We start from the raw sequence: 13,460 nt of genomic DNA, 5'->3' as shown, positions 1-13,460 counted from the left end.
AAGATATTATTTTAACTAAAACTTGCCAAGTTTTCTTATTTTATTTTCATTATATTTATTAACAATTAAAAAGAATTTTTTTAAGACTATTTTATTTACAACAACCTGCCTTTTTGTCTTTTTTTTTTACTGGCACTGTTTTTGTAATTTTTCTACAAAAATTCTTACTAACTTTACAACAAAAGAAATTAATTTATGGACGAAAATTTTTCACCAGGAGTTAGAGATGTTATCACTTTTAGTAAAGAAGAAGCTTTACGATTAGGCCATGATTTCATAGGCACAGAACATCTTTTACTTGGACTTATTAGAAAAGGAGATGGAAAAGCTATAGATATATTATCAACTTTTGATATTGATTTAGATTTAGTTCGCAATAAACTGGAAAGATTAAATCCTGTTTCAGCTAATGAACTTAATCAAAAAAATAACTTACACCTCACTAGACAAGCTGAAAAAGCAATTAAAACTACTTTTTTAGAAGCTAAATTGTACCAAAGTAACGCTATTGATACAGCTCATTTACTATTATGCATTTTACGTAATGAAAATGACCCTACAACTAAGTTACTTCAGAAGTACGATGTAGATTATGATCAAGCAAAAGCCTTATACAAAGGCTTACATGATGACGGAGAGTTACCAATTAATCCAATTGCTGAAACTCCAGGAGATGAATTTGCTGATGACAAATCTGAACCTTATGGACAACAACAAAACCCAAGAAGTAAAGCCAATAAAAAATCTAAAACCCCTGTTTTAGACAATTTTGGTAGAGATCTTACAGCTTTGGCTGAAAACGGAAAATTAGACCCTGTTGTTGGACGATTAAAAGAAATTGAACGCGTATCTCAAATATTAAGTAGACGTAAGAAAAACAACCCTATGTTAATTGGAGAGCCAGGAGTTGGTAAATCTGCAATTGCTGAAGGCTTAGCTTTACGAATTGTAAACAGAAAAGTGTCTCGAATTTTATTTGACAAGAGAATCGTTTCTCTAGATTTAGCTAGTCTTGTAGCAGGAACAAAATACAGAGGGCAATTTGAAGAACGAATGAAAGCCTTAATGAATGAATTAGAAAAGAATGATGACATTATTCTTTTTATTGATGAAATTCATACGATTGTTGGAGCTGGTGGAGCAACAGGTTCTTTAGATGCATCTAATATGCTTAAACCTGCATTAGCACGTGGAGAAATTCAATGTATTGGTGCAACTACACTAGATGAATACCGAACAAACATTGAAAAAGATGGTGCATTAGAACGTCGTTTTCAAAAAGTAATGGTTGACCCTACTACAGTAGAAGAAACTGTTCAAATCCTACACAATATTAAAGGAAAATATGAAGTACACCACAATGTTGAATTTACCGATGAAGCTATTGAAGCCTGCGTAAAATTAACGAATAGGTACATGACAGATCGCTTCTTACCTGACAAAGCTATTGATGCTTTAGATGAAGCTGGATCTCGTATTCACATTACAAACATTGTTGTTCCTCAACAAATCTTAGAATTAGAAGCTAAACTTGAAGAGATCAGACAACGTAAGACTAAAGCTGTTAGCGGACAAAAATATGAGGAAGCTGCAAAATTAAGAGATGATGAAAAGAATATTGAAGCTGCTTTAGATTCTGCTCAGCAACAATGGGAAGAGGATTCTAAATTACATAGAGAAACTGTAACCGAAGATAATGTAGCTGAAGTTGTTTCTATGATGACAGGAATACCTGTAAATAGAGTTGCAGAAGCAGAAAGTAATCGTTTAGCCGAATTACCTTCTTTAATTCAAGGAAAAGTAATTGGTCAAGACGAAGCCGTTACAAAAGTAGTTAAAGCAATTCAACGTAATAGAGTTGGTTTAAAAGACCCTAACAAACCTATTGGTTCATTTATATTCTTAGGTTCTACTGGAGTTGGTAAAACTCAATTAGCAAAAGTTTTAGCTAAAGAACTTTTCGATTCTGAAGAATCATTAATCAGAATTGATATGAGTGAATATATGGAGAAATTTGCTATTTCAAGGTTAATTGGAGCACCTCCAGGTTATGTTGGATACGAAGAAGGTGGACAGTTAACTGAAAAAGTTCGTCGTAAACCTTACTCTGTTGTTCTTTTAGATGAGATTGAAAAAGCACATCCTGATGTATTTAATATGCTTTTACAAATCTTAGATGATGGACATATCACTGATAGTTTAGGAAGAAAAATCGACTTCAGAAACACAATTATTATCATGACTTCTAACATTGGAGTTAGAAAATTAAAAGATTTTGGTGGTGGAGTTGGTTTCGGAACTAAATCTAAGAAAGATCAAGAAGACGAACACGCTAAAAGTATAATTGAAGGAGCACTTAAGAAATCATTCGCTCCTGAATTCTTAAATCGTATTGATGATGTAATTATCTTTAACTCTCTAGAGCGTGAAGATATTCATAAGATCATTGATATCGAATTAAAGAAACTTTTATCTCGTATTTCAGAGTTAGGTTATCATTTAAATCTTTCTGAAAAAGCTAAAGACTACATAGCTAATAAAGGATTTGATAAGCAATACGGAGCAAGACCCTTAAAGAGAGCTATTCAAAAATACATTGAGGATGCTTTAGCTGAAGAAATTGTAAATTCTAAACTAGATGAAGGTGACTCTATTTTTATGGATCTAAGCGAAGAAACTAAACGCTTAACTATAAAAATCGAAAAAGGTGAAAAACCCAAAGAAACTCGAACTGAAATAGACGAAGAATAAAAACACCTAAAACCCAAGTTAATCAACTTGGGTTTTTTATTTATATATTTTAAAAATGAAAAGATTAGCAACTATTATAACTTCAATATTTATAGCTTTTACGATATATTCATGCATAAATTCAAACGCAAGTGAAATTAAACACTCAGCAATAACTATAGAAAAAACAAGAGCTGTATCTCCTGAAACAAAAAAATATTGGTATGATGGTAATGCTGAAATCTCAAGCTACAAGCTTTCACAAGCAAGATATGGAGAAATACATGAAGGAACTGCTACTTTGATTTTTGTCACCGAACCATTTTCTCAAACATCTAACACTAAGGCAGACTATCCTAACTCCAATAATATTCCTATTCTAAAATTAAACATGAACAAGAAGTTTAATACTGGAATTTATCCTTATTCAATGATGAATAGTACATTTTTCCCTTTCGAAAAAGATAATTATTCATTTAAGATAGCTTCATCAATACAAGAATGGTGCGGTATGACTTATGTTGAAATGAAAAACAATAAAGACCATCTTCTTTTAAACTTTAATTCATATTTTGAAGGAGCATCTTTTCTAAATAAAAAAATCAAAAAAGTGCTTTTAGAAGATGATTTATGGTCTTTAATCCGACTAAACCCTGAATTACTTCCTGCTGGAGATTTAGAAATTATACCTTCTTTCTTTTTTTTAAATTCTAAACACAAAGAATTTAAAAGCTATATCGCAAATACTGAATTTAATAAATCAGAAGATATATCAACTTATAAAATTTCATACCCAAAACTCGACAGAACTTTACAAATCAGTTTTGAATCTTCTTTTCCTCATAAAATATTGAGCTGGAAAGAATCACATAATAGTGGTTATGGAAAAAACAAGAAAATATTGACTACCGAAGCTTCCTTAATGAAAACTATTAAAGTTGACTATTGGAATAAAAATCAAAATAAAGATTCTATCTGGAGAAATAAATTAAACTTGAAATAGCTAAATAAATAAAAAACCTCAAGAGTATTCTTGAGGTTTTTAGTTATTTTTACCCCGATGGGAATGAAAACTACATTACTTAGAGAAAACATTGAAAACAAATCAGTTGTTTGGTTTTCTGATACTAATCAATACATCGTATTAGAAAATAAAGTAGCTGAAATAATTTTTAATCTAAATGAAGGAATCTCGATTGAAGAGATAAGTAAAGAGCTTGAACAAGAACTTGAAGTTTCTTTTGATGATGCCATAGATTTCACTGAAAAGATTTATTCAAATGTTTATTTACCCAACATTAAGAATAATGAAGATTTAAGTAAAATAAACAGAGAATACAAAATTCCAACTTTTCTAATTTCCAAATTCTACAAAATAAACAACTTAGTTTTTAAAGTAGATTTTCTTTCTGAATTTGAAGAATATTTAGTCCATCCTAAATTTTCCCATTTAGAAATTGAACACCAAACAGACAATGATTATCATTTTCAAGTTTTTACGGAAGATAATATCACTCATCTGTTAATAGATGATAATCATATTGGTTCTTGGCATAGAAAAGATATTCATTATTTTCAAGGAAAGTTCTCAATGTATATTGTTCAATATATACACAACAAACCAGAAGATGAATGGATGGGAATTTTTCATGCTTCAGGATTAGGTAATAAAAATAAATCTTTACTTCTATTAGGTGATTCCGGTAACGGAAAAAGCACATCTCTAGCAATTTTACAAGCAAACGGTTTAACTTGTTTAGCCGATGACTTTGTTCCTATAGATATTAACAAACAAAATGTTTATACATTTCCTTCTGCGATTTCTATAAAGAAAAATAGTTTGGAAACTTTACTACCTATGTATCCTGAATTAGAAACTTCTGCTGAGTTTCATTTCAAAAGATTAAATAAAATTGTTCGTTTTTTACCTCCAAAAACAAACACCTCTGATTACAACTTGCCTTGCAACGATCTTGTTTTTATTAAATATGAGAAAAATAGTGATTTAGACTTTAATTCTATTTCTAAATTAGAAGCTTTCGAACAGCTAGTCCCAGATTCTTGGATTTCAAGTAAACCTGAAAATGTAAAAGTATTTTTGAAATGGTTCTCGAATACCAAATGTTATCGTTTAACTTACTCTGATAATGAAAAAATGGTAAAAACCATTAAAAATTTACTTAACGATGACATATAAAGAAACATTATTTTTTGTTGGAAAGTGTTTAACTATAAATCATGAAGCTCATAATAAACGTATTGTAGAAGATCATTTAAAAAACAATACTGTTGATTGGAACAATGTTGTTAAGCTTAGTACAGAACATTATGTTTTTCCTGCTTTATATTGTAATTTAAGAAAAGCTGACTTTTTAAAATATTTACCTGAAGATTTGGTCGGATATATGAAACATATTACTGATTTAAATCGAGAACGTAATACACAAATAATTCAGCAAGCCAAAGAGATTAATGAATTGTTACTTTCTCATAATATCACTCCTATTTTTTTAAAAGGAACAGGTAATTTACTTGAAGGTCTGTATAACGATATTGCTGAGAGAATGGTTGGAGATATTGACATTCTCTTTTCTACTAAAGAAGTGTTTGAAGCATACGAAATAATTATTAAAGCTTCATATAAAAAAACGCACAATGATTATTCTGAAATTCACAGACACCTCTCTCCTCTTGTCCATAAAAATAAGATTTCAAGAATTGAAGTTCATAAAGAGATGACTATTCCTAAGTTTGCTAAAGATTTTAATTATAAAACTATAAGCTCTAATTTATTTAAAAAGGATAATTTTCATTTTTTAAACTACATTGATCAAGTAAAACTTACTATAATAGCCAAACAAATAAATGATCATGGACAATACTATAATGACATTTCACTAAGAAATGTATATGATTTATACTTATTATCTCAAAAAGCAGATACACATACAAATACTTTAAGTTCTAATAAAAAACTTTTTCCTCATTTAAATAATTTCCTCGCAGCAACTAAAATAACTACCAACTCTGAGTTTATAACTTTCAAAAAAAACAAAAAAACGAATGACTATACCAAGTTATTCCTAAAATTAATTGACGATAATGAATTTAGAAAAAGATATCGAAGTAAAACAAAAAACAAAATACGCTTTCTATCTATTTCCAATAAATTCCTTAGAGCATTCTATAGAAAAGAATACTTTACTTATATGATAAAAAGAATTAAATCATATTTTTAATCTCTTTAAAATCTAAACCACCATAATTACCAGAACTCATTAACAATAAAACAGAATCTTTTAAATTCTTTTTAAACAAATATTCTTTAAACTGAATTGTATTAGTAAAAATCACTAAATCTTCTCTTTGAAAAGAATCTGCTATTTGTTTTTCTGTTACTTCTTCTAATTGTTTAATTTTAACTGCGTGCGGAGAATAAAACACAATAGCTTCATCTGCTTTATCAAGAGTATTTTTATATTCTGATAAAAAATCTGCATTCAAGCTACTATAGGTGTGTAATTCTAAACAAGCAATAAGTTTCTTATTTCCATATTGATCTTTAACAGCTGAAGTCGTAGCTTTTACCTTAGAAGGTGAATGTGCAAAATCTTTAAAAATAGTAGTAGAATCATTCTCTGCTATTTTTTCTAATCTTTTACTCGCTCCTTTAAAAGACATAATAGCTTCGTAAAAATCTTCTTCATCTACTCCCATATGCTGACAGATCCATTTAGCTCCAGCTATATTTTGCAAATTATGATCCCCAAATACATCTAAAGGCAAATCTCCTTCTAACGTATTTAAATAAGTAATCCCACTATCTATAAAATGTTCAGGCAAACTATATGGATATTTTTTTATAGAATTTGTAGAGTTTTCAACTACTTTTTTCACATTTTCATCTTCTTCATTGTAAACCATAATACCTCCATTTACTAATGAATCTGTAAAAACCTGAAACTGCTCTGTGTAATTTTCAAAAGTTGGAAACACATTGATATGATCCCAAGCAATTCCACTTAACAATGCAATATTTGGCTTGTACAAATGGAACTTTGGTCTTCGATCTATTGGTGAACTTAAATATTCATCTCCTTCTAAAACAATAAAATCATTTTCCTCTGTTAAGTGCACCATTGTTTCAAACCCGTCTAACTGTGCACCAACCATGTAATCAACTTCTCTATCATGGTAGTTTAAAACATGTAAAATCATTGAAGTAATTGTAGTTTTCCCATGAGAACCTCCAATAACTACACGAGTTTTATGCTTCGATTGTTCATATAAAAACTCTGGATAAGAATAAATTTTTAAACCTAATTCTTGGGCTTTTATTAATTCTGGGTTATCAATTTTGGCATGCATTCCCAAGATTATAGCATCAAGATCTTTATTAATCTTATCGGGAAACCAACCAAAATTTTCAGGCAATAAACCTTTGGCTTCTAATCTAGATTTAGAAGGATCGTGAATAGTATCATCGCTTCCAGTTACTTGATATCCTTTTTGATGTAATGCGATAGCTAAATTATGCATTGCACTACCTCCTATTGCTATAAAATGTACTCTCATCAGATCTCTTATAATGATTGGCTAAAATAGTCAAACTTAATCGTAATATTTAAATAATTGTACTCTATAAAATTTATAGTAGTTTTGTGACACACAGCCATTGCTTTTGTAAAAATGAAAATCAAACCAAATATTCTACCTTATCTACTTATAGTAGTTTTTTTAAACGTGTTTTTCTCTTATTCCCAATGTGCAGGAAGTGACGCTTCTGTAACTGTCTGCAATAAAGAAACAGACACTAATTACCAACGTTTTAACCTTTTTAATCAATTAAACGGTTCACCTACTACAGGAGGAACATGGACTAGTGAAAATCCTGTAAATAGATTTGCTTTAAATTCTAGTACGGGAATATTAAACCTATGGAGTATCAATCGTTTTGGTGAGCATAAATTCATTTATACGAATGATGATTGTAGTGAAAGTGCTACTGTAACGGTTTTCTTAGGAGGATATCCTGGTGAAGACAATATAGATGGAGGAGCAAATGCTTGTGAAGATGATACTGCTGTAGATTTATTCTCTTTTTTAGATAACGATTTACTTAGTTTAAGTTCCGATATTAATGGAACCTGGAATGTTGGTACAGGAACTCCGCCCATTGCTTTAAATGGTAATTTCTTTAATGCAACAGTTGCTGGTCGTGGAACACATACACTAACTTACACTGTAGACGCAGTAGATTCGTGTCCCTCTAGAACAGCTACAATCGTATTAGAAGTTCACAGAGCTTCTGATTCAGGAATTGCTTCTGATCTTAATATTTGCGACACTGACGATTTAAGTATCTATAGCAATTTAAATTTATTTGATTATTTAGCGGGTAATGATAGTGATGGTATTTGGTCAGACAATGATACCACTGGACAAATTACTTCTTTAACTGATCACATTATCAATGTTGAGCAAATTTACAACGATTTTGGACCTGGATTTTATTCTTTTACTTATACTGTTTTTCCAATCCATGGAGTTTGTTCTAAAGTTTCAAGTACTGTCAATATTTTTATTCCTGAAGTTTCTGGAAAATTCTCTGTTGAAAAGTTATGTGATATAGAAAACACAACTATTAAAATTATACATGAAGGCTCTGAAGAAGCTCAAATGGTTTATAATATAGACTATGAAATAATAGATAAAAATACTGGAGTAGTAGTATATTCAGGTACACAAAATGATGTTACCTTTTCTGTTTTTGATGATGATCTAGGTACAAGAACGTTATTTGAATACGAATTTGAGCTTAACTCATCTGTTTTATCTTCTGGAAGCTACACCATAAGAACCGTGGCTATAAAAGATATCAGAAATATTATTTGCGACACATATACCGTTGAAGAGTTTGACTTTACAATTTATAACGCAAAAGTTAATGTAGAGGACATTTGTTTCGATACTAATATAATAGATATCGAAATTTCTGAATTAACCAACAATGATGGAACAATCACCAACAGTGAACACACACTTAGCTATATAGTTTCTAATAATGTTAATTCTGATTTAATTGTAGTCAACGATTTAAATGTCTTATTTACTGATGGAAAAGCTACTTTATCTTTAGATTTTTCACCTTTCCCACAACAAATAGCAGAATACACAATCGATATAACTTCTCCAACAGCTATTGGTTTAAACTGTGTTGAAGAAACTTTTACCATCAAAAGAGTTCCTGAAGACATTACTCTCGATCTACAAGTAGATAACGCTTGTAATGCTACAGACATGAAAATCTTAATTGATGCTCCTAATTTAAGTAGTGGTGAATATACTATCACTTATGAGGTTACAGAATTAAATAGTTCTACTAAACTTATAGAAAATACAATTGTTTTCTCAGGAGGAAATGCAAATTTCAATGTAGATATTTCTGGATTAGCTCAAGGAAATTACAATGTACTATTAAAAAGTGTACAAAATGATACTGATCCTTGTAGAACACAATTTGAATTCGAACTCACAGAATCTTTCTCTATAAATGGAATTCCTGATGCTCCCGTTTTAGAAGAGAACCAAACTTTATGTTTGTCAGATTTTTTTCCTAATCAACCAACTCTAAATAATATTACTGTAGATGAAGGAGAAAATCTAACTTGGTATGAAAATTCCAGTACTACAACTCCTTTAGATGTAAATACAGCTTTAGAGGAAGGAAAAACATATTTTGTAACAGCTAGTGATCTTAACAATAGTTGTGAAAGTTCAGATCGTTCTGTAGTAACCATCAAAATTATAACAACGGAAATGGTTAGTTCTACTGATACTAATCCTACTTTTTGTGGTTTAGATAATCCTACTCTAACTGACTTTAATGCATCCGTTTCTACTGGTACTATTATTTGGTATGATGCTAATACTGCAGGATCTATATTAGATTCTTCAACAATTATAGAGAATAATAAAAGTTATTTTGCTGTCTCAAAAATAGATGACTGTGAACATCATGAACGATTAGAATTTATTGCATCTGTTATTACTCCTCCTACTCCCGAATTTACTGGTGATACACAACGTTGTGGATTAAACAATCCTACTTTAACTGATATTGCTTCAGAAATCACAATTGTTAGTGGGTATGATTTATTATGGTATGATGCCAATGAAGGCGGAAATGAATTAAGTGAAAACGATCCTATTGAACAAGATACTACTTACTTTGCTGTTTATGTAGATCCGACAACTGGTTGTGAAGGAGAAAGAACTGCAATAACTATCGATTTATCAGATTGTAACCCGGAAGACTATGACTTCTTTATTCCTGATGGATTTTCTCCAAATAACGACGGAACTAACGATGATTTTTATATTCCTTTTATTGAATTTTTCTATCCGAATTACGAATTAGAAATTTTTAACAGATACGGGCAATCTTTATTTAAAGGAAACATTGATAATCCAAAATGGAATGGACAAAACGCTTCTGGATCGGAAGTTACTAGTGGTGTTTACTTTTATATACTTAACTACAATAAAGACAACTTAAAACCTAAACAAGGAAGAATTTACTTAAGTAAATAAAAATAGCTAATGAAAAAATTAATATATCTTATTTGTATTTGTTCCTTTTTTGAGCTCTTTTCTCAACAAGATCCTCAATACACACAATACATGTATAACCAAAATATTGTAAATCCTGCGTACGTTACAAATGATTTAGGAGTTATAAATTTTGGTGTAATGCATAGAAGACAATGGACTTCTGCAGTTGGAACACCTAAAACCTATAACTTTTTTGTACATGCACCTTTAAATAATAATATAGAAGCTGGTATATCTGTAGTTACAGACGACATTGGTGATGGAGTTTTAAAAGAAAATAATTTTTATGCAGACTTTGCCTATATAATAAACATTGCTGAAGGGCATAAATTATCATTTGGTTTAAAAGCTGGTTTTACTAGTTTCAACACCAACTTCAATAATTTCAGGTTTCCTGATGAAAATATAAGTTCTGGTTTCATCCCTACTGATTTAGCTTTTGAAAACCAAAATAAAACTTTTGTAAACTTTGGAGCAGGTTTATTTTACTTTACTGATACATATTATATCGGAGCTGCTATTCCTAACTTAGTCAAAGGAGAACATTTTGAAGAAAATAATGGATTAAACAGTATTGGTGGCGAAGAAATTCATTTGTTTGTAAATGGTGGTTATGTTTTTCAAGTTTCTGATCTTTTTAAATTAAAGCCATCATTTATGGCCAAAGCTGTAAAAGGATCTCCAATTGTATTAGATACAGCTGTAAATGTTCTGTATAATGACAAATTTGAAGCAGGCTTAGCTTATAGAGTTAATGACGCTGTGAGTCTAATGTTTAACTTTCGTGTATTCGACTCTTTAAGAATGGGATATGCTTTCGATTACACCACAAATAACTTAGGAAGCTTTAATTCTGGAACTCATGAATTCATGCTATTGTTTGATTTTGACACATTGGGATTAAAAAAAGGATACGACAAATCACCAAGATTCTTTTAAAAAGGTTACTATGAAGAAAATAAGTTTTTTACTACTATTCAGTTCTGTTTTTATTTGCTTTTCTCAAAGTCAATCTCTTAAAAGAGCGCATAAATATTTTGAAAGAACATTTTATACCGAAGCTATTCCTTTGTATGAAAAAGCTTTAAAAGAAAGAGAAAGTTTTGAAGCAATAAAAAATCTAGCAGATGCTTACTACTATACATATAACATGGAAAAAGCAACTGTAAATTATCGCTACTTACTTAAAAATTACCATAAAGTTGTTCCTGAAATTTATTATCATCGATTTTCAAATTCATTAAAAGCATTAGGTGAATATAAGAAAGCAAATAATGTTTTACTGAACTACTATAAAACTAAAGATGAAACCAAATACACTCAACTTCAAAAAGAAATTGAATATCTAGAAAATATTGAAGCTTTAGGCAATCGCTTTTCTATAGAAAATTTAGGTATTAATACTCCTGATTCTGAATTTGGTGCAATTCAAACTGGTAATTCTATCATATTTGCTGCTCCAAGAAAAGAAATTTACGGAAAACGTTTTGGATGGAATGGACAACACTATTTAGATATTTATCAAGTTAATACTAATCAAATTTATTTAGGAGACAGTATAGCACAACCTTTTTCAGAGAAAATTAACTCTAAACTACATGAGTCTAATATCATCTTTACCAAAGACGGAAAAACAGCTTACTTCACTAGAAATAATTTAGTAAAAGGAAAAAGAAATACAGACGATAAAAAAGTTACTCACGTTCAACTATACAAAGCAGAATTTATTGATAATGAATGGAAAAACATCACTTCACTATCTTTTAATTCTAACACCTACTCTACCGAACATCCTGCTTTAAGCTCAGATGAAAAAACTTTATATTTTGCTTCTGACATGCCTGGTGGATTTGGTGGATTTGATTTATATGCTGTAACGATTGATTATGACGGAAGTTTTGGAAAACCAAGGAACTTAGGAGAAAAAATAAACACTCCAAACAAAGAGCAATTTCCTTACATAAGCGAAGACAATAAACTCTATTTTTCTTCTAACGGTCACCCTGGTTTTGGATCTTTAGATGTATTTGTTTGCTCAATTTCTGATGGAAAAATATCAAAACCTGATAACATCGGATTTCCTGTAAATTCTGGTTATGATGATTTTTCATTTAATATTAACTCTAAAACTAAAGAAGGTTTCTTTGCTTCTAATAGAAAAGGCGGAAAAGGAAGTGATGACATTTATAAAATAATAGAACAAAAGCCGTTAAAAATTGAACCTTGTTCTCAATTAATTTCTGGATTAATTACTGATGAAGATTCAGGTGTAATTCTTAATGATGTACAATTGATTTTAGTAGATAAAAATCAAAAAGAAATCACGAAGATAAACACTTCTAACAGTGAAAAATTCAAGTTCAAAGTTAATTGCCAAACTACTTATACTGTTAAAGCTTCTAAAGTTGGATACAAAGCCAATCAAAAAACAATACTTCTAAAGAAAGTTAGAAATAAAGACAACGATGCTTCAATGACTTTAAAATCTTTAGCAATTATAGAGAAAGAAAAAAGAGAAGTGCTTGCTTTAAAACTAAAGAAAGAACAAGAATTAAAACTAAAAAATGCTGAGAAGCTAAAATTTGTAAAGGATAAAAAACGAAAAGAAATCGTTGAAAAAGAAAAAGATATAGAAAAGCAAAAAGATAGAATAGTTATTAAGACAGACGAAATCAGTTTCGATTATAATTTATGGTATTTAAGACGAGATAGTAAAAAAGCTATTGATCGAGTTATTAATTTAATGAAAAAATACCCTGATATGATTGTTGAGGTAGGAACACATTCAGATATAAGAGGTAATAATCGTTATAACTTAGAATTATCTCAAAAAAGAGCAACAGCAGTTCGTATGTATTTCATGGAAAGCGGTATTGAACCTGATAGAATTTCTGCAATTGGTTATGGTGAAACACAACCTCTTGTAAAGTGTAAAACCGAAGAATCTTGTACAGAAGAACAACATGAAATAAATAGAAGATGTGAATTTATTGTAAAGAAAATTTTATAATTCTTCTTGTTTTATCAAAAATTGGTATAGCAATTGATTTAATTCATACACTAAATAAAAAGATAGTTTAACTTAAATATCTAACTAGTTTACTTATTTAAACTTT

8 protein-coding genes are annotated in these 13,460 nt (G+C 29.8%); 7 read left to right on the top strand and 1 reads right to left on the bottom strand.

The window, feature by feature from the left end:
- Window positions 1–195: 195 nt before the first annotated feature.
- The 4 genes from Q1A46_RS08100 (at window position 196) to Q1A46_RS08085 (ending at window position 5,969) form a co-directional block, all read left to right on the top strand.
- Entirely contained in the window at window positions 196–2,751 is a 2,556-nt protein-coding gene (locus Q1A46_RS08100; protein WP_299676473.1) for an ATP-dependent Clp protease ATP-binding subunit, read from the top strand.
- A 55-nt stretch (window positions 2,752–2,806) separates the two neighbouring features.
- The gene (locus Q1A46_RS08095) at window positions 2,807–3,733 is read left to right on the top strand and encodes a septum formation inhibitor Maf (RefSeq protein WP_299676470.1); all 927 of its coding nucleotides are present in this window, start codon (window positions 2,807–2,809) and stop codon (window positions 3,731–3,733) included.
- Between the two features lie 63 nt (window positions 3,734–3,796).
- Window positions 3,797–4,927, top strand: coding sequence for a hypothetical protein (locus Q1A46_RS08090; RefSeq protein WP_299676467.1), 1,131 nt, complete (start codon window positions 3,797–3,799; stop codon window positions 4,925–4,927).
- A complete protein-coding gene (locus Q1A46_RS08085; RefSeq protein ID WP_299676464.1) occupies window positions 4,917–5,969 on the top strand; it encodes a nucleotidyltransferase family protein in 1,053 nt (350 codons plus the stop codon). The genes Q1A46_RS08090 and Q1A46_RS08085 overlap by 11 nt, the downstream gene beginning before the upstream one ends.
- Here Q1A46_RS08085 and murC read toward each other — a convergent pair.
- Window positions 5,953–7,305 carry a UDP-N-acetylmuramate--L-alanine ligase gene (murC, locus tag Q1A46_RS08080; RefSeq protein WP_299676461.1) on the bottom strand — a complete coding sequence of 451 codons (1,353 nt, stop codon included), beginning with the start codon at window positions 7,303–7,305 and terminating at the stop codon, window positions 5,953–5,955. The genes Q1A46_RS08085 and murC overlap by 17 nt on opposite strands.
- 114 nt (window positions 7,306–7,419) lie before the next feature.
- Between murC and Q1A46_RS08075 the strand changes: the two genes are divergently transcribed.
- Genes Q1A46_RS08075 through Q1A46_RS08065 form a run of 3 tightly spaced genes read left to right on the top strand, consistent with a single transcriptional unit; the run spans window position 7,420 to window position 13,354 of the window.
- A complete protein-coding gene (locus Q1A46_RS08075; protein WP_299676458.1) occupies window positions 7,420–10,323 on the top strand; it encodes a gliding motility-associated C-terminal domain-containing protein in 2,904 nt (967 codons plus the stop codon).
- Window positions 10,324–10,332: 9 nt separating this feature from the next.
- Window positions 10,333–11,283, top strand: a complete 951-nt coding sequence (locus Q1A46_RS08070; RefSeq protein WP_299676455.1) for a type IX secretion system membrane protein PorP/SprF — start codon at window positions 10,333–10,335, stop codon at window positions 11,281–11,283.
- A 10-nt stretch (window positions 11,284–11,293) separates the two neighbouring features.
- The gene (locus tag Q1A46_RS08065) at window positions 11,294–13,354 is read left to right on the top strand and encodes an OmpA family protein (protein WP_299676452.1); all 2,061 of its coding nucleotides are present in this window, start codon (window positions 11,294–11,296) and stop codon (window positions 13,352–13,354) included.
- The last annotated feature ends 106 nt before the right edge of the window (window positions 13,355–13,460 follow it).

Source organism: uncultured Tenacibaculum sp. (assembly GCF_947502995.1).
In the GTDB taxonomy this organism is placed as follows: Bacteria; Bacteroidota; Bacteroidia; order Flavobacteriales; family Flavobacteriaceae; genus Polaribacter.
Note: the sequence above shows the minus strand (reverse complement) of the source record. Positions and strands in the feature narration are given on the sequence as shown.